The organism is Flavihumibacter rivuli (genome assembly GCF_018595685.2).
Taxonomy (GTDB): Bacteria; Bacteroidota; Bacteroidia; order Chitinophagales; family Chitinophagaceae; genus Flavihumibacter; species Flavihumibacter rivuli.
The window spans coordinates 4,126,536-4,147,291 of the sequence record NZ_CP092334.1 but is presented as its reverse complement, the minus strand read 5'-3'; the positions used below and the strand labels follow the sequence as shown (position 1 = coordinate 4,147,291).

Sequence of the window (20,756 nt, the reverse complement as noted above, 5' to 3'; positions counted from 1 at the left end):
TTCTTTTTTTATTTAGGGAAGCGAACTGTGAAAACAGATCCTTCGCCGGGGGCGCTGGTGAAATGGATGGTCCCGTTCAGTTCATTGACCAACCTTTTTACAATCGATAGGCCAAGTCCGGTAGAGCTTTCACCGGCTGTGGGACGCGAAGACAACTGGGCATATTTCTTGAACAGCAACTCTTGTTCATCAACGGGTATTCCCAATCCTTCATCCTGGACACTGATCCAGGTATCGGCTTCGGTCTCCCCGTAACTAAGTACAACCCGCTTCCCGGAGGGGGAATATTTGATTGCGTTTGAGAGCAGATTATCCACTATCCTTTTCAGGAGGTCCTGGTCGGTCAAAAGGAAGAATTCTTCAGGACCTTCTACCCTGACCGTGATATTCTTCTGTCCAGCGGCTGGAAAATGGAATTCAGCAAGGTACCCCAGATAAGCCCGCAGATCGGTCTCTTCGAGTTCCAGATTTTTCCCTGAAGTACCACCTTTCTCCACTTCAAGGATATTCCTGATCAGCTTCTCGCCATTCAAAGCAGACACCCTGATCTTTTGAAGCGCATTCCGTTGCTCTGGGTTCAGATCGGCTTCTTCTGTCAATAACTGGCTCCACATGGCAATACTGGCAAATGGAGTGGAAAGGTCATGGGACACAATGCTGATCAATGCATTTTTCTCATGGTTGAGGGTGACCAGCTTTTCCTTTTGTTTAACGATGACAGTATTGACCTCCTTGAGCTTTTTGTTTGCCCGACGGTACCAAACCAGGAAAAACGCTACCAGCACCAGCACTGCACCGGCTCCTATTGCAACAAACGTAATGACCTTATTGCGTAATTTTTCCTGCTCCACGGCCGCAAGCAAGAGTTTGTTTTGCTGTTCCCTGTCCCGGGCATGGAGCCGCTCCTGCATCTGGGCGATGGTGTTATTGGTTGACTCATTTACCAAAGCAGTATCCAATTGGTACCATTGCTGCTGGAATTCATATGCTTTCCGGTATTGGCCCAGCCGCTCATATAACTTTGCAAAAATGGAATAGGTATCAGCTTCCTTTTGCCGGGAATGAAGTGATCGGGCATTGGACAAGGCAAGGTCGGCGTAATGCCTGGCTGAATCGAATTGTTTCAGTTCAATGAACGCATCACTCAGGTTGAGGTAATCGGTCCATAAGTTCGATTCATTCCCGTCCTGTAAATGCAAGACCAGGTTGTTCCTGAAATACTCCAGGGACTTGGCAAAATCCTTTTTCTTAAAGTAAACGTTCCCTAAATTATTGTTGATGAAAGGGTCGGAATCGTGGTGATTGAATTGTTGTGCCAGCTCCGCTGCCCTTCGTAAATAATATAAGGCGCTATCGGGCATATTGAGAAGGTTGTAGATGGCCCCGATATTACTGTACCCCGAGATAAGGTTGGAAACCTCCCCATTCCTTTCGGAAATCTTAAGGCAGTCAAGGTAGAAATCACGTGCTCGGGAGTACTGCTTGATCTCTGTGTAGGCGATCGCGAGGTCGCTCAGTGCCGACATTTCATATTCCTGGTAACCGCCTTCACGGGAAGCAGACAAGGTTGCGAAATAAAAAGAAATGGCATTCTCGTAATTACCAAGGTATTCCTGTTGCAAGCCCTTCAATCGCAGGGCCAAGACCTTCCCTTTTGGGAAACCGATGCGTGAGGAAGTTTCTTCTATTAGCCCGGCATTGTACCCAATGGAGTCGATCTTGCTTTCGTCAAACGCAATACTGCGATCATACAGGCTTTTGAGGAATATTGTATCAGCCTTTTGCGCCCGGGCAAAAGAAACAAGAAAAACAAGGTATATGAAGGTTAGGTTCCGCAATACATCACCCGGAGAACAAGGAATTAGTCTATGAGCTTGTTCTTCAAAGCGAATTTAACCAGTCCAACGGTATTTTGCACACCCAATTTGGCGATCAGGTTCTTGCGGTGGGTTTCGACCGTGCTGATGCTCAGGAATAGTTTTTTCGCGATCTCAGCATTGGAAAACTCCTTGCAAACCAGTTTCAGGACCTCGATTTCCCTTTTGGAAAGGATCTCATCTACCTTCTTGTCCTCGATGGTAAGGGTGTTCCGAAAATTATCCTCATTCAGGATATCGATTTCCTTGCTGTAATAGGAACCCCCTCCTGCAACGGTGCGGATCGCACTGATCAGTTCATCTACACTGGCATTTTTCAGGATATAGCCCTGGACATTATACTTCAGGAGTTTATGGACATAGCGGGTACCCCTCATGAGGGTGAGGTAAATGATCTTCTGCTGGGGCATCCTTGACCTGATCTGCTTGATCAGTTCCTCTTCCTCCATGTCCGGAAGGTTTACATCCAGCAGGAGGATATCGGCATTAACAACACCCAATTGGTCCAGTAAGGCAGCACCTGACAAACTTGTCCCCGTAACTTTTATGTCCGGTTGTTTTTGCAGTAAAAGTGAAAGGCCTTCCAGGTACATCTCGTGGTCATCCGTAATAAAAACCGTGATCATGGCCTGAAACTGTTTAATGGTTTTTTTCAATTATTGGATAATGATTTACAAAGAAACCATTTTTTAATATTACCTAAAGTGCCGGCAAAAAGCCTGATCTGCCGGCCATCTTTGGCCGTTTGCCGCAAACCCTTACCAGGCCTGAATTAAGGGTATCTACTTATAGGTGGAAAAAAGGCCGAAAAAAATAAAAATACCCAATTACCAATAAGGATTACCCCTGCCCGGGAGCAAAAAAGCCGCACTTTCAGTCGGTGCGGCTTTTCAAAAAAATGTTTTCTGGCCTTATTGGATATTCTCAATAACCCCGGCAATTCCCTGGCCACCACCTACACAGGCGGTAACCATTCCATACTTCTTGTTCAGACGCTTCATGTCATGGGTAACCTGGATGGTCAACTTGGCACCGGTACAACCCAGGGGATGACCCAGTGCAATAGCCCCACCATTGATGTTCACAATATCAGGGTTCAGGCCGGCTTCCCTGATCACTGCAAGAGCCTGGGAAGCGAATGCTTCGTTCAGTTCAACCAGGTCAATATCCTGGAGTTTCATACCTGCCTGTGACAATGCTTTAGGAATGGCAGCAACAGGACCTATACCCATGATCCTGGGATGGACACCAGCGCTGGCACAACTGACCAGCCGGGCGATGGGCTTCAGGCCCAATTCATTCACCATCCTTTCACTCATCACTACCACAAAAGCAGCACCATCGCTGGTTTGGGATGAGTTACCGGCGGTAATACACCCCCCGGCTGCAAATGCAGGCTTCAATTTGGCCAGCGCCTCCAGGTTGGTATCCGCCCTGGGGCCCTCATCCGTATCAACAACAAATGACTTTTTCTGCTTCCTGCCTTTTTCGTCCAGGAAAACCTGCTCCACTGAAATAGGCAGGATTCCTGGCTTAAAGAAGCCCGATTCAATGGCATGGATGGCCTTACGGTGGGAGTTATAGGAAAATTCATCCTGCGCTTCGCGGCTGATACCGAATTCCTTAGCAACTGCTTCCGCTGTCAAACCCATGCTGAGGTAATAATCCGGCGTCTCACTGGCTACGCTAAAAGCCGGCACTGTTTTCCAGCCCGCTGTGGGCACCATGCTCATACTTTCCGTTCCTCCTGCTACAATACATTCGGCCTGCCCGGAACGGATCTTGGCAGTGGCGATGGCAATTGTTTCCAAACCACTCGCACAATAACGGTTCACGGTCATACCGGGCACGTCAATGCCCAATGCCCTTACAGAGATCATCCTTCCGATCTGAAGCCCTTGTTCTGCCTCAGGTACAGCATTCCCAACGATCAGGTCATCGACCCTGGCTGGGTCCAACTGTGGCAATGAAGTCATCAAACCCTTTATAACATCTACTGCGAGGTCATCGGGACGCACAAAACGAAAGCCTCCACGCTTGGATTTGGTAACAGCCGTACGGAAACCGGCCACGATATACGCTTCTTGCATAATGCGATTAGTTGATTGAACGATTTTAAATGACAAGACAAAAAGGTTGCATAGACAACCTTCTATCTCAAAGTTAAGCTTTATTCCATTCCGGCAAAATCAAAAAAGAGGTGATTGCACGGCTTGGTAACCGAAGGGGCAGCATGTATCTTCGCAACCGTTATGTACCAGTTACTCCGCAATATTCTGTTTTGGTTTCCAGCTGAATCCGTTCATTATTTTGCCATGAACAGCCTTCAGGCAGGTTGTTCCATCAGGCCCCTGAAAAAGTTGGTGGCATCGGGCTTCCAAAGCAATAATGAAAAACTGGCCACCCATGTCTTTGGACTGGATTTCCCCAATCCCGTTGGCCTGGCGGCTGGTTTCGACAAGAATGCCCGCTACCTTAATGAACTGGAAGCCCTGGGATTCGGCTTTGTAGAGATTGGTACGGTAACCCCCCAACCCCAGCCGGGAAATGACAAGCCCAGGCTTTTCCGCCTGCCAAAGGACAAGGCCCTGATCAACCGCATGGGCTTCAATAACGACGGAGTGAAAGCCGCCGTCAAAAGATTGCAGCAATGGAGGGATAAAGCAGCCAGGTCCGGCAGCCAGTTGATCATTGGTGGGAATATCGGGAAAAACAAGGTTACGCCTAATGAGGATGCCTGGAAGGATTACGAGATCTGTTTCAGGGAACTGTTTGAGTGGGTGGATTACTTCGTGGTGAATGTGAGTTCACCCAACACACCTGGATTGAGGGCCTTACAGGAAAAAGATGCCTTGCACAAGATCCTCTCCCACCTCCAGACCATTAATCAGCAGCAGGCCAATCCCAAGCCCTTATTACTGAAGATAGCACCAGACCTTAGTTGGGAAGAGATTGACGACGTGATAGACCTGGCTAGGGAAATCAACCTGGACGGCCTGGTAGCAACCAACACTACCATCAGCCGCGAGAACCTCCAAACTACCGGGGAAGAACTTGATGCTATTGGTGCCGGCGGACTAAGCGGTGCTCCATTACGTCAACGGTCAACCGAAATAGTTAGGTACATAGCGGAAAGGTCTGGAGGACAAATTCCCATTATCGCGAGTGGCGGCATCTTTACCGCTGCTGACGCCAGGGAGAAATTGGAAGCCGGGGCCAGCCTGGTACAGGTATGGACAGGTTTTATCTATGAAGGGCCGGGGATCGTAAAACAGATTTGTAAAGGCCTGGTCCAATAAACAACCGGCCTTTCTATATTGTCCATAAGTACCCGAAAAATATTCCACCCTTACAGGCAACCACTTGAAGCCGGGTTTCATCTTTTTTGCCTATCGTCAATCAATTTATTGGTAAAGGGGTTGACCAATTGAAAAACTTTAAAAAGCAAACAAGCACATAAATCAACACTAAACCATGGAACAACTGCTCACTGTAGACGCAATGATCAGCCTTATTACACTGGCTGTATTGGAAATTGTATTGGGCATCGATAACGTGATCTTCGTTTCCATCCTGATGGGACGCCTCGACAAAAAAGATCAGCTCAAAGCCCGACGGATCTGGATGATCGGGGGTATTACCGTAAGGATATTGTTATTGATGGCCATTGGCTGGCTGGTTAAGAACGGCAACAAGGAACTATTTGGTTTCGACTGGGGAAGTTCCCACTACGCCTTCAACCTCAGGAACATCATCATGTTCGTGGGTGGTCTCTTCCTTTTGTATAAAACGGTAAAGGAGATCCACCACAAACTGGAAGGTGATGAAGAAGCCCTTGAAGCCAAAAGCAAAGGGGAATCATTTGCTGCTATCATCGGCCAGATCCTGTTGATCGATATGGTATTCTCTTTCGATAGTATCATTACGGCTGTTGGCCTGGCAAAGATCGTTGCAGTGATGATCATCGCCGTGATCATCGCCATGATCGTGATGTTCTTCTTCGCAGACAAGATCTCTGCCTTTATCCACAAGCACCCCACCCTGAAAATGCTTGCCCTTTCCTTCCTGCTCATGGTCGGCTTCAGCCTGTTCTTCGAAGGGTTGGAACCCCTGCATGGAAGTCATATCGACAAAGGATATATTTATTTTGCAATGGCCTTCTCCTTTGGAGTAGAACTGCTGAACATGTGGATGCGGAAAAAAGACCAGAAGAAGAAACCTGTCGAATTGCGGGAACCTGTTTTGCGCCAGTCACAATACAGGGACACCATGCCAACCCCTTATGACGACCAGGCTAAATAAAAGATCTTGATACCCATTAATAAAAAACGGCTGAAACATCAGCCGTTTTTTTATTCAGGTATGCTTCGATATTGTCATAAAGAAGCTGTTCCACTTCTTATCCTACCTAATATTTAAGGATTCACTTATCGGATACACATCAGGCTTGCAGCAACCATGCCTGCCGTCTCGGTGCGAAGCCTGGTTGCGCCCAACATCACCGCCTTAAAACCATTTGACAGGGCAAGGGAAATTTCCTCAGCAGTAAAATCGCCTTCCGGCCCGATCAGGATGAGTTGGCTGCCTGAAGCAGGTGTAAGTTCCCTCAGGGAAAGCCGCTCTTCTTCCAGGCAATGGGCGATCCAACGATGATCAGCCTTTTCCTTATTGACCAAATCAGGAAAAGCAACCGGAGCCGATATTTCGGGTAACCATACCTGTTGGCTTTGCAACATGGCACTCACCAGGATCTGGCGCATGCGATCCAACCTGAAATGTTGTTTCTCCGTCCTGTGGCAAAGCAAGGGGAAAATAGCAGTTACGCCCATTTCAGTAGCCTTCTCCAGGAACCATTCCATCCTGGAAACATTCTTGACAAGTGAAATGGCTATTGAAACCGCTGCACCTTTCCGCTCCTCAAAATGCTGTTGGTCGATATTTACCGTGCATCGCTTCTTATGTGCATCCACTATGGTGGCTGTCATTAGATGCCCCTTCCCGTCGGTAAGGTGAAGTTGTTCCCCGTTCTCCATTCTCAATACGGACACCACATGCCTGGAGGTATCTTCATCCAGCACCAGCACCATTTCCTGGTTATACTCATTAACAAAAAAATAGGGGAGGCTCATAATGGCTGCAAAATAACAAAGTCCCGCCCAGAACTGGTGCGGGACCTTATCAATATGGTTACTCAGGAAAATAAATCAGAATGGCGGCTCATCATCATCAAAAGGCACATCATTCATCCGGCTGCCGATCTGGCGATAGCCACCGCCATCAGCCGGTCCTGCCACTGGCCCAAGGGGCTTCCAGCCTTGCGGTGCCCCTCCGCTTTCCCCTTCAATACCATCATCCACAAATTTCTGGATATGCAATTGGGCCCTGAGCTTAATGGTTTCCAGGGAACCATTACGGTGTTTGGCTATCCTGATATGGGTCTCCCCTTTTACACTTTCCCCATTCTCATTCGCATTCACATCATAGTATTCAGGACGATAGATGAACATTACCATATCCGCATCCTGTTCAATGGCACCCGATTCACGAAGGTCACTCAACTGGGGCATCTTATTGCCTTCCTTCCTGGTTTCTACCGCACGGCTCAACTGTGAAAGGGCGATCACCGGCACTTCCAATTCCTTCGCCAACTGCTTCAGGGAGCGGGAGATCTGGCTGATCTCCTGTTCACGGTTGGAATTCTTGTCCCCGGCACCACTCATCAACTGAAGGTAGTCGATGATTATCAGGCCAAGGTCATGCTTGTTCTTCAACCTCCGGCATTTGGCCCTGAGTTCAAATACATTGAGCGCAGCCGTATCATCGATGAAGATATTGGCCTTGGACAGCCTGTTGATCCCCCTCTTGTACAACTGCTCCATTTCATAGGGTTCCAGTTTCCCCCTGCTGATCTTCTCCAGATGGATCTCGCTTTCAGCAGAGAGGATACGTTGTACCAGCTGTCCGGCACCCATTTCCAGGCTGAAAACAGCAACTGCTGTAGGACGGACTGGGTTCAAAGCCGCATTACGTGCCAGATTAAGCGCGAAGGCGGTTTTACCTACAGCAGGACGGGCTGCGAGAATAATAAGGTCTGTCTTCTGCCAGCCGAATGTAACCTTATCCAGGCTGGGGAATCCCGAGGGAACTCCGGTAATATCTTCAGTCTGGTTCCTGAGGTCTTCGATACGTTGTATGGTTTGCACCAATACCGAATCGATGGAATTATAATCCTTGCGAAGGTGGTTATTCGTGATCTCGAATAGTTTGCTTTCCGCACTGTCCAGGAGGTCAAATACATCTGTAGAGTCCTCATAGGCATCGCTGATCACTTCCCCGCTGATCCTGATCAGTTCACGCTGGATGAATTTCTGCAGGATAATACGGCCGTGGGCTTCAATATTGGCAGAGGAGACTACCGTATTGGTAAGCTTGGTCACGTAATAAGGCCCTCCTACCATTTCCAATTCTTCCCTCTTACGCAGTTCCTCCACCACCGTCAGGATATCGATCGGCTGGCTTTTCTGCGAGAGGGCCTGCATGGCACGGAAGATGCGTTGGTGGGCATCAACATAAAAACATTCCGGCTTTAATATCTCCACAACCACATCGAAAGCGCCCTTCTCCAGCATAACGGCGCCCAGCACGGCCTCTTCCAGGTCTTTTGCCTGGGGAGGAACCTTGCCGTAAACCATTGTACTAAGATCAATCGAGCCTTTTCTTCGGTTCTTCCGGTCTTTGTTGATGTTTGTAAGGTCCATTGGGTGGTATAGAAATAATTTTAATGCCTAATCTTTCAGCCTCCGAACCGGTTTAACCACTGTTACTTTTCTGTTACCAATTTGTAAACGCGTAGTTAATCCCGGGTAAGGACGGCGAATATATATCCGGGCCTTTCTACTAAAAAAATTTTTTCGGCCGTTAATTTATGCTATAGATATCAAGAGGGTTATTAACAGGAAAAGGATGCTTTTCCACAATAATTATTCGCCTTTCCACAATTTAAAAAAGTTTTCCGCCAAATCCCCGCTGAAATACACACAGGATGTGAGAAAAGATTTCAAGGGCATTGTTTGGCCAGAATCCATCACCACCAGAATGGGCGTTGGCATCATCCCACGCCCGGAAAAGTGCTGAGAAAAGACCTGGAATGCAGCCAGAATGGCCCATCCAGGACAGAGCCCGGGGCTCCAAAAGGGTTCAGGTCCTGACAGGCCAAGGGTTACAGCCAATGTGACCGGCACCGTGAAAACACCCTTTTTGCAAAACGACCTGTTTCACTAGCGTTTCACGGACTCATTCATGAGCCCTTTCGGCAACATCATTTTCATTGTGGCAGCTATTGCATCGACGGACCAGGTAGGCGTAGCGGTCTTTTGCCAGTATTTCATCCTTTTGGCGGATGGCCTTCCTGAGCTGGGACATGGCAGCAGCCATTTTCCCTTCGTAATAGGACCGGAAAGGCTCTTTCAATCGATGGTGCCGCTCAAAACTGCGGCTGCACACATCGAATACACTATCCATGCTATTGGCCATTTGCAGGGCTCCCTCCCAGTCCCCTTTTTCCAGGTCCTGTCCAACCGTCTCCTGCAGGATAGCCAGCACATCCATTTGTTCGCTCAGGTCCTTTGCTGGCTCCCCTACCCCTTCCTCCATATGGCAAGAAGCGACGCCCATGATCAGTCCAATACCCGCTATCACCAAGACAATTTTCATAAATACCTTTTAGGGAATAGACATTGATAACCACCCCGGCAATCCCCCTTTTACTGGGACAAGCCTGAACAATCCGTTATATTTGCGGTCCGCTGTGCCGCGAAGCACTGGCTGCAATTTAAACCCGATAATTCAATGACGATTTCGTACAACTGGCTAAGTGAGTATTTACCTGTTACAATAGAACCGGAAAGACTGTCCCGCATCCTTACAGCAATTGGACTTGAAGTGGAAAGCATGGAGCAGTATGCCTCCATCAGGGGAGGGCTGCAGGGACTGGTGATAGGGGAAGTGCTGACCTGCGAACAACACCCGAATGCAGACAAACTCAAGTTAACTACGGTTACCATAGGTGGTCCTGAACCCTTGCAGATCGTATGTGGCGCACCCAATGTAGCTGCCGGCCAAAAAGTAGTGGTGGCCCCGGTAGGCTCCACCATTTACCCCAAGAGCGGCGACCCTTTGACCATGAAAGTGGCAAAGATCAGGGGAGTGGAAAGCTTTGGAATGATCTGTGCGGAAGATGAAATCGGGATGAGTGACGACCATGCCGGCATCATGATTTTGCCCGCAGACCTTAAACCGGGAACCCCGGCAGCCGATTATTTCAAACCTTACAACGATATTGTTTTTGAGATAGGCCTCACCCCCAACCGGATGGATGCTATGAGCCACCTGGGTGTTGCCAGGGACGTTTGCGCCTACCTCACCCACCACGACAAGAAGGAATTCAAGGTTAAAACCCCATCTGTCAACAGCTTCAAGGTGCAGGAACAAAGCCTGCCCATAGAAGTAAGTCTCGAAAATGAGGAATCCTGCCAGCGTTATGCAGGGGTAAGCATAACAGGTGTACAGATCGCCCCATCGCCGAAATGGCTGGCAGATCGCCTGCAGGCCATAGGTGTCCGCCCCATCAACAATATTGTTGACATCACCAACTATGTGCTGCATGAAACAGGGCAGCCCCTTCATGCATTTGATGCCGATGCCATTAGCGGGAAAAAAGTAGTTGTGAAGAACCTTCCGGAGCAAACCATCTTTGTCACCCTCGATGAAAAGGAAAGAAAACTGAGCAGCGAGGACCTGATGATCTGTAACGCTGAAAGCGGTATGTGTATGGCCGGGGTTTTCGGCGGACTGCACAGCGGTGTTACGGAAAAGACCACCAATATCTTCCTGGAAAGCGCCTGGTTCAATCCTGTTTCGATCCGCAAAACCTCCTTCCGCCATGGCCTGAGGACGGATGCTGCGTCCCGCTTCGAGAAGGGCGTAGACATCTCCCAAACGGTCAATGTGCTGAAAAGGGCCGCCTTGTTGATAAAGGAACTGGCCGGTGGAGCAATTGCCTCCGATATAGTTGACGTTTATCCCAATCCTGCAGAAAAGAAGCAGGTTGCCCTCAAGTACCACTACCTGAAAAAACTGAGTGGCAAGAATTACCACCCCGATACAGTGAAGAAGATACTGGAAGCGCTGGGATTCGAAGTGATCAAGGACGGCATAGACGAACTTTGGGTGTCCGTTCCATTCAGTAAACCAGACATCTCCATCCCGGCTGATATCGTGGAGGAAATCCTCCGGATAGATGGATTGGATAATGTTATAATCCCCCAAACCATCACCATCTCCCCTTCGGTTGAAGATTCATTTGAAGAAACACTGAAAGAGAAGATCGCCCAGTACCTGGCAGGATCCGGCTTCAATGAAGTATTGACCAACTCCATCACCAATAGCGCCTATTACGGGGAAGATACCCTTCGCAATTCGGTAAAAATGCTGAATAACCTCAGTGTTGAACTGGATGTGATGCGACCTTCCATGTTGGAAACAGGCCTGGAGCGGGTAGCCTACAATATCAACCGTAAGAACAACGACCTGGCTTTGTTTGAATGGGGTAAGACCTATAGCACCAGCGGTGTTGGCCAATATGCCGAACAGCCCCACTTGTGTGTTTACCTTAGCGGGCAATACATGCCGGCAAGCTGGCGCAGCAAAGGAGCTGCCAGTGACCTCTATGTGCTAAAAGGGGTGGTTGGCAAGATCCTCCAGGCAGCAGGACTGGAAAAGGCCCAGCTGGAACCGGTTGAAGAGCAGGGGCTCACTGCAGCGATCGCTATCAGTTTCGGCAAAGAGAAACTGGGGATTATTGGACAGGTGGCAAAGGCAAAGGCAGAGCAGTTCGATGTAAAACAGGAAGTATTCTATGCTGACCTGAACTGGAGCAAACTGGTGGAATTAGCCCGCAAGCAAAAGATCAGCTACCGCGAACTGCCCAAACAGCTGCCAGTAAACCGTGACCTGGCCATGGTGGTACCACAGCAGCTCTCCTACGGCCTGATTGAAAAAGCCATTCATGGGGCAGGCATTAAGAAACTGAAGAATATTTCCCTATTCGATATTTTCGAAAGCGAGAAATTAGGTGCAGGGAAAAAATCCGTAGCAGTTAGCTTCACCTTCCTTGACGAAGAGAAGACCATGACCGACAAGGAGATCGATACCATGATGCAGAAACTGATCCAGAACCTGGAAAAGGAAACCGGGGCTGAGATCAGGAAATAACCGACATCGCTGAAGTAAACCATTGGGAGCATGAACGATATTTTGCAACAGATCAGGCGGATCCAGGACAAATTGCAATTGCTGCAAAAACAAAACCAGCAACTGCAGAAGGACCAGGAGCGCCTGGTTTTCCAGTTGCAATCCTACCAGGAAAAAGACAGGTTGCAACAGCATCGCCTGGAAGAACTGGAAAGACAGATCGAAGTACTGAAATTATCGAGGCCCCAAATGGACGAAACAGATAAACAGGCACTCGAAAAAAGGATCAACCAATACCTGAAGGAAATTGACAAATGCCTTGCCCTGCTCAATACCTGATAACCCATGACAGATAGCCTGATACCCATAAATATCGTTATTGGCGACCGCAACTACCGCATCAAGATCCGCCCGCAGGATGAGGAGGCAGTAAGGAATACCATGAAAATGATCAATGACAAGATCATTGAGTTCAAGACGCAATTCTCCGCCAAGGATATGCAGGATTATGTGGCAATGGTGCTGGTGTGGTACGCAACAGAGAGAAGCCACCAAACCCAATCCCATCTTGACCAGGCTGCTATCGCCGATAAATTATCGCAACTGGAAAATATCATTGACAAAGAACTGGGTCAATAAAAAAGGACGGGATGATGATCATCCCGCCCTTTAACTATGTTTTGGAACTGGCCACTACAACCAGCCTTAATTACCCCCTGCAAACAGCTCCTGCAATTTCCTTTGCAGTTCCTCCCCGCGCAGGTTCTTGCCAATGATCCTTCCATTGGGATCAACCAGGAAGTTCTGCGGGATGGCATTAATCCCATACAGTTTGGCCACTGCATTTTGCCAGAACTGGAGGTCCGATACCTGTGTCCACATCAGTTTGTCATCCTTTATGGCCTTCAGCCATTTATCCCTGGCATTTGCACGGTCCAGGGACACACCCAAAACGGTAAAACCCTTTTCCTTATAGGCCTGGAATGCTTTCACTACATTGGGGTTCTCTGCACGGCAAGGACCACACCAGGAAGCCCAGAAATCGATCAATACATACTTGCCCCTGAAAGAAGAAAGACTAACGGGGTTACCTGCTGTATCAGCCTGGGTAAAATCCAGGGCCGGTTGGCCAATGGCCGTTTTCCTTACCGTTTCCACCTGTGTAGCGAATTCCGCTGCAGACGGGTAGCGCTGCACCCTGGCAGGGAGTTTCCTGAATAGGCCTTCAATTTCATCCGGGTTCTTAATATCGTAGCCGGCATACTGACGCAGTACAAAAAATGCGAGCGGCGAGTTTATTTTCTCCTTCAGGAATGGCCGGTATACTTTTTCTTTCATCTCTTCTTCCAGTGCTTCATACTGCTTGTCAATGGCTTCCATAGTGACCATATCTCCTGCTTTCCTGGCGGCAGTATACTGCTCCACCAACAGCTTCTGCCTGGCCTCAAAAGGCTGCAGGGTTTGCTGAATGTTCTGGTAATCCTCCTGCCCCTTTCCTGCCTTGATGACGGGATCGGGGAAACTGTCGCGATGCAGCACACTGGCCTTAACAGGCTCCATATAAAAAGTAACGCTATAAGGCTTATTACCCTGCACTTCTTCTGTCTGAAGGGTCACCATCCTGGGTTCATCCAGTTTACCCTTGAACAGGTAACTATCGCCCTGCACCAGGGCACTGTCCTTTACCCAGGCGCCATTGGCCCGATACTGCAGGTAAACCTTGCCAGGACTGGGTTTTACTTGATCCAGCTTCCCCTTGATCTGGAAGGAGCCGGATTGTGCAATGCTGGCAAAAGGAAGGGATAAGGCAAGAATTGTTGGAACTACTCTCATGCTTGACTACATATTTCAGCCCAATTTACAGCCGGCAGCAGGATATTGCTAACCGTTCACCCATTTCAAGACTAAAGCTAATGTTAAAACTGGTGATGCTGGTATGAAGCCCATTTCGTATTTTCGCAAATTAGCGTCTGACTCAATCATTTATGAGGAGAATGCAGGATATTTAAGAATTGAATTACAGATTTAAAAAACAAATCAATGGACTCGACAATACTTGCCTTAATTGCTGCTGTCATTGGCCTGGGGGTCGGGATAGTAGCCGGAAAGTTCATTTTCGCGAAAAACACCCAACAAAAGATCCAGGAAGCAGAATTACAAGCCCAGAAGATCGTTTCAGATGCCCAGGTGCAGGCTGAAACCATGAAGAAGGAGAAAATGCTGGAAGCCAAGGAGCGCTTTGTGCAACTGAAGGCCGAGCATGACAAGGAGGTGATGGAAAGGAACAGGAAGCTGGGCGACAGTGAGAACCGGATCAAACAGAAGGAGGTGAACATCAACCAGAAAGAAGCCTCCCTGGACAAGCAGATCAAGGAAAATGAAGCCATCAAGGAAAACCTGAACCGCCAGATCGAACTGGTCAACATCAAGCGCACTGAACTGGAAAAGCACCAGGAAGAACATATCCGCAGGCTTGAAAAGATCGCAGGCCTTACGGCTGAGGAAGCGAAAGCCCAATTGGTGGAGAGCCTGAAGCAGGAGGCCCATACACAGGCCCTGGGATTGCAGCAGGAGATCATCGATGAGGCCAAGCAAAAAGCCAATAAGGAAGCCCGCAAGATCATCATCCAAACCATCCAGCGTACAGCGGCTGAACAGGCCATCGAAAACTCCATTACCGTTTTCAACCTGGAAAGCGATGAAATCAAGGGCCAGATCATCGGACGCGAAGGAAGGAATATCCGCGCCATCGAAGCGGCAACCGGTGTTGACCTGATCGTAGACGATACCCCGGAAGCCATCATCCTGTCTTCTTTCGATCCGCTTCGCCGCGAGATCGCCCGCCTGAGCCTTCAGCGCCTGGTAACCGACGGACGTATCCACCCTGCCCGTATTGAAGAGGTAGTGGAAAAGACCCGTCGCCAGATCGAAGAGCAGGTAATGGAAATTGGTGAAAGGACCGTGATCGAATTGGGTATCCATGGCTTACACAAGGAACTGGTAAGGATCGTTGGTAAGATGCGATTCCGTTCTTCCTATGGCCAGAACCTGCTGATGCACAGCCGCGAAGTAGCCAACCTCTGTGGCATCATGGCTGCTGAACTGGGCATGAACCCCAAACTGGCCAAGCGTGCCGGATTGCTCCATGATATTGGCAAGGTTCCCGATGAGGAATCTGAACTGAGCCACGCCCTGCTGGGAGCTAAGCTTGCTGAGAAGTACGGTGAAAACCCTGCAGTAGTGAACGCCATTGGGGCACACCACGATGAAATGGAAATGCAATATGTGATCTCTCCTATCGTACAGGCCTGTGACGCCATTAGCGGTGCCCGCCCAGGTGCAAGAAGGGAGATCATGCAACAATACCTCCAGCGCATCAAGGACCTGGAAAACATGGCCATGAGCTATCAGGGTGTAGAGAAAGCCTACGCTATCCAGGCCGGACGTGAATTGAGGGTAATCGTCGAAGCCGATAAGGTAACCGATAACGACAGCGATAAGCTAAGTTTTGAAATCGCCCAGAAGATCCAGACCGAAATGACCTATCCCGGCCAGATCAAGGTTACCGTGATCAGGGAAAAGAGGGCGGTGAACGTGGCTCGCTAACCTTTAGCGAACGGTTATATAATAATTTAATCAGGGGGAAACCTATGCAATTGGAAACAAGGGCTGGGTTTCCCCCTGGTCTTTTCAAGGTAAACCAAAAGAGTGGCCCTCCCGGGGAATGCCCATTAACGGCAGGGTCGACAATCAATTCTATTGGAAACCAATAGTTAACGCTGTACCTTGCCTATCCATTGGTTACCCCAAGGAGGAAAAGGCCAGGATATTTCCCTTAAATTCAAAATTTCCTTTTGGTAAAATTCCATTTTTCCGATTTTCCCCTTACCTTTGCCGTCCGATAAAAAAACTAAGTCATGAACGCAGTAGCATTTGTTCACGAGCAGTTAACGCAGAAGAAAGACTTCCCGAAGTTTAAGGCTGGTGACAACATCACCGTTAACTATAAGATCGTTGAAGGTAACAAGGAGCGTATCCAGAGCTTCAAGGGCGATGTGATCAAGCGTCAGGGTCAGGGTAGCACCCAAACCTTCACTGTACGCAAGATCTCTGATGGTGTAGGTGTTGAGAGGACTTTCCCTCTTTTCTCCCCCAATATTGATTCTATCCAGCTGCACAAGACTGGTAAGGTGCGCCGTGCCAAGCTTTACTTCCTGCGTGAGCGCAGTGGTAAGAGTGCCCGTATCAAGGAGAAGAAGATGGCCGTTGCTGCTGCTCAATAATACTGACCTGCAAATGGTTGGAAACGGATGCCTTCGCATCCGTTTTTTGTTATTGTCTGGTGAATAATACCGCGCAATCGTTTTCATGGCGTAAATTACATGCTGGAAAAGGGGTTAATTTTCTTTAACTTTACAACTCACATATTAAATCACGTAGCATGTTAGTAGCTAGTCCGTTTTTGTTGATATCAATGCCTGGTGGCAGCGAATGGATTCTTATCATCCTGGTGGTGCTGCTGTTATTTGGTGGCAGAAAAATTCCTGAACTGATGCGCGGCCTGGGTCGTGGTATCCGTGAATTCAATGACGCCAAGAACAACGTGAAGCAGGAGATCGAGGAAGGGATCAAGGAAAAGGACAAGAGTTCTGCAGCGCAGTAATCTCTTTGACCAGTAGCCAGGATATTTCAAAAAGGTAAAACCCGAAAGCGATTTTGTTCTCCTTCGAATCAATAGCACAGTACCATAACGAATTGAAAAAAGGCTCCACTACCTGTTCTGCAGTAGTGGAGTTTTATTTGCTAGAGATTGAGTCTAAGCGCCATCTCAATGCCTTTGTGGAGGTATACAGGCAGGAAGCCGTAGAACGTGCTGCTGAACTGGATGCCCGCAGGAAGGATGGTTCCCCGTTGGAACCCCTTCATGGCGTTGTGGTTGGCATAAAGGACGTATTGTGTTATAAAGGACACAAGGTAACCGCTTCATCCAGGATGTTGGCCAATTATACCGCTTCGTATAATGCAACAGCCATTACCAAACTCCTGGAGGCAGGCGCCATCATTATCGGCAGTCTCAATTGCGATGAATTTGCCATGGGGTCCTCTAATGAGAACTCTTACTATGGCCCTACCCTGAATGCCCACGACAATACCAGGGTACCCGGTGGCTCTTCCGGAGGTTCTGCCGTTGCTGTCCAGGCCAACCTTTGCATGGTCAGCCTTGGAAGCGATACAGGCGGCTCTGTTAGGCAGCCGGCCGATTTCTGCGGGATCATGGGACTTAAACCATCCTATGGCCGCGTATCCCGTTATGGCCTCATCGCCTATGCTTCCTCCTTTGACCAGATAGGTATTTTCGGGAAGAACATCCCGGATATTTCCCGGACACTCTCTGTTATTGCGGGCCCTGACCAATATGACAGCACTGTTTCCCAGCTTCCTGTCCCGGATTATGCATCAGGACTGCAAAATGGACCTAATAAATGGAAGTTTGCCTATTTCAGGGACGCAGTAGAGCACCCCTCCCTGGATCCAGTGATCAAGGAATCCCTCCTGAACTATTTTGACCGTCTGCGCAGCGCAGGACACACCGTAGACGCCCTTGAATTCCCCTTATTGGAATACATCGTCCCCACCTATTATATCCTCACCACGGCCGAAGCCTCCTCCAACCTGGGAAGGTTCGACGGGGTCCGATATGGGCACCGGACTGAATTGGAAACGGGCGATTTAACAGACTTTTATGCCAGGAACCGTTCTGAAGGCTTTGGCAGGGAAGTGAAGCGCAGGATCATGTTGGGCAGTTTTGTCCTGAGCGCAGGCTATTATGATGCTTATTTTACCAAGGCCCAGCAGGTAAGGCGACAGCTTTACGATCAAACCCAATTGATTTTCAAGGATTACGATGTGATCCTTTCCCCCACAGCTCCCACCACTGCCTTTTCCTTCGGCGAAAAATCTGACGACCCGGTGGCCATGTACCTGGGTGATATTTATACGGTTTTTGCCAATCTGGCAGGCATTCCCGGTATCTCCCTACCTCTTTTTTGGCACAATAATGGCATGCCTTTTGGCTTGCAGGCTATGACAAACCAATTCCAGGAGTTATCTTTGCTCCAGGTTTCAGAGTTGCTGGTGCAGCACGCCCATTGATCCAATCCCTGGTCATCGCCTGACTAACTCCCCTGTGAGAAGCTATGGACTGTTATTGTGAACCAAAATCTGGAACATGAAATTATTTTTTTGGTTAGGTATCCTTTTCGGGGGATTGCTTAACACCTCCGTAGCCCAGGAAACTACCTTATCTACCAAACCATCGGTTGGAACGATTGAAGAGGTTTCTTCCTTTCCGGCCAAATCAGACAGTATTTCCCCCACCAGGAATGACTTTGTGGACCTGTATGATATTGAACTTACGGGCTCTTCCGCTGTCAAAGCACCAAGATTGAATCCCCGCGCGGTCAGTTTTGTTGAGGACTATATGGACAAATACTCCAGGTCCCTCCAGGAAATGAAGGGCTGGGCCTTGCCTTACTTCAATATGATGGATGGCATTCTTGCCCAATACGGGTTGCCCCGAGAACTAAAATACCTGGCGGTTATTGAATCCCGCCTCAAGGCCAGTTCGGTATCCTGGGCCGGAGCGGTGGGTCCTTGGCAATTCATGCCCCAGACCGCTATCAGGATGGGCCTCAAGGTAAACAGGAAGGTTGACGAAAGAACCCATTATGTGAAGAGCACCCATGCTGCCGCCAAATACCTGAAGGAGCTCTACAACCAGTTTGGCGATTGGCTATTGGTGATCGCCGCCTATAATGGTGGTCCGGGAGCCGTTCAAAGGGCCATTGCCAAAAGTGGCAGCAAGAACTTCTGGGACCTGCAATATTACCTTCCGGCGGAATCAAGGACACACGTGAAGAAGTTCATAGGTACCCATTACATATTTGAGGGACAAGGAGGTATTACTACCCTGACCAAGGCGGAAACCAAGGCCCATTATGGCCAGAACCTTTATGCATTCAATCGACAGTTGTCTTCTGAGGAAGATCAGTCAGCCCGCACCCAACAAGTATCCGGAAAATACAATTCTGTAGTGATCGCCAAGCATATCAGCATGGATATTACTGAATTCAACCGCTATAATCCTGAATTTGACAGGGTGATGGCCAGTTCAACCACCAGTTATGAACTGAAGCTTCCGGGCGATAAAATGGAACTGTTTAACGCCAACAAATACCAGATCCTGCAGGAATCTGTACAGCTCCTGCTGAACAGTGCATTGTCCTCGAAATAATTGATAACTTATACAAGGGGTTCAGCTAACCCCATAAAAAAAGTGCCGGCCGTTTAATGCGCCAGCACTTTTTTTATGGCTGCAGCCTTCAACAGGCATTCTTCATATTCCTTTTCCGGGTCCGCATACCAGGTAATCCCGGATCCCACCTGGTAGGAAAGGTAGCCATTGAGGGAGTTGTACATGAGGCTGCGGATCACCACATTGAAATCGGCATTTCCCCTTGGGTCAACATAACCGACTGCACCTGAGAAAATACCCCTGCCGGTGGTTTCATAGTGCTCGATGATCTCCATTACCTTTTTCTTAGGAGCACCCGTCATAGAGCCCATAGGAAAAGTAGCCCTCACCGCATCGACCCAGTTCTGACCCTCACTCAATTCGCCCTTGACGGTAGAGATCATCTGGTGTACCTGAGGGTAGGAATAAACACCGAAAAGCTCCTCCACAGTAACAGTTCCTTCCTTACAGATCCTGGACAGGTCATTCCTCACCAGGTCAACCACCATCACATTCTCGGACCTTTCCTTGACACTTTCCTGTAAAGACCTGGCCAGCTGCTGGTCATGAACAGGATCCTGACTGTCCCTGGGCGCCGTACCCTTTATCGGTTGGGACCAGATCACCCCATCCTGGATGCGCAGGTAGCGTTCCGGGCTTGCACAGAGCAGGTATCGATCATCCGTTTTGTAATAGACCGCAAACGGGTTAGGGGATACTTCACAAAGCTCCTGGAATACCGCTGCGGCATCCAGTTTCACGTCCCCTGCATAGAATTCCTGGCAAAAATTCACTTCATAACAGTCACCCCTATGGATATGCGCTTTAATGGCGTTTACCCTTTCCAGGTATTCCATTTTGGTAAGGCGGGGCATAAGCTGGGCCGGCACCCTTGGCTCCCTTGCGGTTGCTGGCATGGAAAGGACCTGCTGGAACAATTGTCGAGGGTCTGTGGAGTGGCTACTGATCAATACCTGGTCATTACCCACCAGAAGCAGGTGCTCCGGGACAAAGAAATGGAGATCCGGAAACCCGATTGGATCAGGCAGCTTTCTTTCCAGCTGTTCAGTTTCGGTACGAAGTTCATAGCCAAAATGACCGAACAACCAATCCCGCTGTTGCCTGGAAAAGGCATTGAGCAAATCAAATGCTTTTCCTGATGGCAATTTTAATTGGCGCCATGCCCCTGCAGCTATTAGGCACTCATAGCTGTGGTGACTGCCATCATAACCATTGTTATCCATAAAACAACAAATGTTGAACCGGTTAGCCCAATTCAACATTTGCGTTTTTATTTCGCGGTTCACTTTTACAGCGAAACCTGAAAATTCTCT

Annotated in this window: 18 protein-coding genes; 10 read left to right on the top strand and 8 right to left on the bottom strand. The window is 48.8% G+C overall.

Annotated elements, in window-relative coordinates; translation table 11 throughout:
* Positions 1-8 precede the first annotated feature (8 nt).
* The 3 genes from KJS94_RS17565 to KJS94_RS17555 all read right to left on the bottom strand — a co-directional run bounded on the left by KJS94_RS17565 (position 9) and on the right by KJS94_RS17555 (position 3,967).
* Positions 9-1,643, bottom strand: coding sequence for a sensor histidine kinase (locus tag KJS94_RS17565; RefSeq protein WP_214449337.1), 1,635 nt, complete (start codon positions 1,641-1,643; stop codon positions 9-11).
* 218 nt (positions 1,644-1,861) lie between these two features.
* Entirely contained in the window at positions 1,862-2,503 is a 642-nt protein-coding gene (locus KJS94_RS17560; RefSeq protein ID WP_214449336.1) for a response regulator, read from the bottom strand.
* 285 nt (positions 2,504-2,788) lie between these two features.
* On the bottom strand, positions 2,789-3,967 hold the full coding sequence (locus tag KJS94_RS17555) for a thiolase family protein (RefSeq protein ID WP_214449335.1): 1,179 nt from the start codon (positions 3,965-3,967) through the stop codon (positions 2,789-2,791).
* Positions 3,968-4,129: 162 nt separating this feature from the next.
* On the opposite strand from KJS94_RS17555, the gene KJS94_RS17550 reads away from it, so the two are divergent.
* The gene (locus tag KJS94_RS17550) at positions 4,130-5,176 is read left to right on the top strand and encodes a quinone-dependent dihydroorotate dehydrogenase (protein ID WP_214449334.1); all 1,047 of its coding nucleotides are present in this window, start codon (positions 4,130-4,132) and stop codon (positions 5,174-5,176) included.
* Positions 5,177-5,351: 175 nt separating this feature from the next.
* Positions 5,352-6,179 carry a TerC family protein gene (locus tag KJS94_RS17545; protein ID WP_214449333.1) on the top strand — a complete coding sequence of 276 codons (828 nt, stop codon included), beginning with the start codon at positions 5,352-5,354 and terminating at the stop codon, positions 6,177-6,179.
* A 125-nt stretch (positions 6,180-6,304) separates the two neighbouring features.
* Here KJS94_RS17545 and KJS94_RS17540 read toward each other — a convergent pair whose 3' ends face one another.
* From KJS94_RS17540 to KJS94_RS17530, 3 genes are all read right to left on the bottom strand, one after another.
* Positions 6,305-7,006 carry an RsmE family RNA methyltransferase gene (locus KJS94_RS17540; RefSeq protein WP_214449332.1) on the bottom strand — a complete coding sequence of 234 codons (702 nt, stop codon included), beginning with the start codon at positions 7,004-7,006 and terminating at the stop codon, positions 6,305-6,307.
* Between the two features lie 75 nt (positions 7,007-7,081).
* The gene (gene dnaB / locus KJS94_RS17535) at positions 7,082-8,635 is read right to left on the bottom strand and encodes a replicative DNA helicase (RefSeq protein ID WP_214449331.1); all 1,554 of its coding nucleotides are present in this window, start codon (positions 8,633-8,635) and stop codon (positions 7,082-7,084) included.
* Positions 8,636-9,170: 535 nt separating this feature from the next.
* Positions 9,171-9,590, bottom strand: a complete 420-nt coding sequence (locus KJS94_RS17530) for a hypothetical protein (protein ID WP_214449330.1) — start codon at positions 9,588-9,590, stop codon at positions 9,171-9,173.
* Positions 9,591-9,725: 135 nt separating this feature from the next.
* On the opposite strand from KJS94_RS17530, the gene pheT reads away from it, so the two are divergent.
* From pheT to KJS94_RS17515, 3 genes are read left to right on the top strand one after another with little or no spacing between them, the layout of a single operon-like run.
* On the top strand, positions 9,726-12,149 hold the full coding sequence (gene pheT, locus KJS94_RS17525) for a phenylalanine--tRNA ligase subunit beta (RefSeq protein WP_214449329.1): 2,424 nt from the start codon (positions 9,726-9,728) through the stop codon (positions 12,147-12,149).
* Positions 12,150-12,179: 30 nt separating this feature from the next.
* Entirely contained in the window at positions 12,180-12,467 is a 288-nt protein-coding gene (locus KJS94_RS17520; RefSeq protein ID WP_214449328.1) for a hypothetical protein, read from the top strand.
* Between the two features lie 6 nt (positions 12,468-12,473).
* Positions 12,474-12,767, top strand: coding sequence for a cell division protein ZapA (locus tag KJS94_RS17515; RefSeq protein ID WP_214449327.1), 294 nt, complete (start codon positions 12,474-12,476; stop codon positions 12,765-12,767).
* Between the two features lie 66 nt (positions 12,768-12,833).
* On the opposite strand, the gene KJS94_RS17510 is transcribed toward KJS94_RS17515, so the two are convergent.
* On the bottom strand, positions 12,834-13,961 hold the full coding sequence (locus tag KJS94_RS17510) for a TlpA disulfide reductase family protein (RefSeq protein WP_239804215.1): 1,128 nt from the start codon (positions 13,959-13,961) through the stop codon (positions 12,834-12,836).
* Positions 13,962-14,168: 207 nt separating this feature from the next.
* Between KJS94_RS17510 and rny the strand changes: the two genes are divergently transcribed.
* The 5 genes from rny (at position 14,169) to KJS94_RS17485 (ending at position 19,422) form a co-directional block, all read left to right on the top strand.
* Positions 14,169-15,734 (top strand): ribonuclease Y, encoded by a 1,566-nt coding sequence (rny, locus tag KJS94_RS17505; protein WP_214449326.1) that lies wholly within the window; start codon positions 14,169-14,171, stop codon positions 15,732-15,734.
* Between the two features lie 311 nt (positions 15,735-16,045).
* Complete coding sequence (gene rplS / locus KJS94_RS17500; protein ID WP_214449325.1) at positions 16,046-16,411, top strand: 50S ribosomal protein L19; 366 nt, start codon at positions 16,046-16,048, stop codon at positions 16,409-16,411.
* A gap of 158 nt (positions 16,412-16,569) precedes the next feature.
* On the top strand, positions 16,570-16,791 hold the full coding sequence (locus KJS94_RS17495; protein ID WP_239804214.1) for a Sec-independent protein translocase subunit TatA/TatB: 222 nt from the start codon (positions 16,570-16,572) through the stop codon (positions 16,789-16,791).
* Positions 16,792-16,844: 53 nt separating this feature from the next.
* Positions 16,845-18,281, top strand: coding sequence for an Asp-tRNA(Asn)/Glu-tRNA(Gln) amidotransferase subunit GatA (gene gatA / locus KJS94_RS17490; RefSeq protein WP_214449324.1), 1,437 nt, complete (start codon positions 16,845-16,847; stop codon positions 18,279-18,281).
* A 76-nt stretch (positions 18,282-18,357) separates the two neighbouring features.
* Complete coding sequence (locus KJS94_RS17485) at positions 18,358-19,422, top strand: lytic transglycosylase domain-containing protein (RefSeq protein WP_214449323.1); 1,065 nt, start codon at positions 18,358-18,360, stop codon at positions 19,420-19,422.
* A 53-nt stretch (positions 19,423-19,475) separates the two neighbouring features.
* Here KJS94_RS17485 and KJS94_RS17480 read toward each other — a convergent pair whose 3' ends face one another.
* Positions 19,476-20,666, bottom strand: coding sequence for an anthranilate synthase component I family protein (locus KJS94_RS17480; RefSeq protein WP_239804213.1), 1,191 nt, complete (start codon positions 20,664-20,666; stop codon positions 19,476-19,478).
* Between the last annotated feature and the right edge of the window lie 90 nt (positions 20,667-20,756).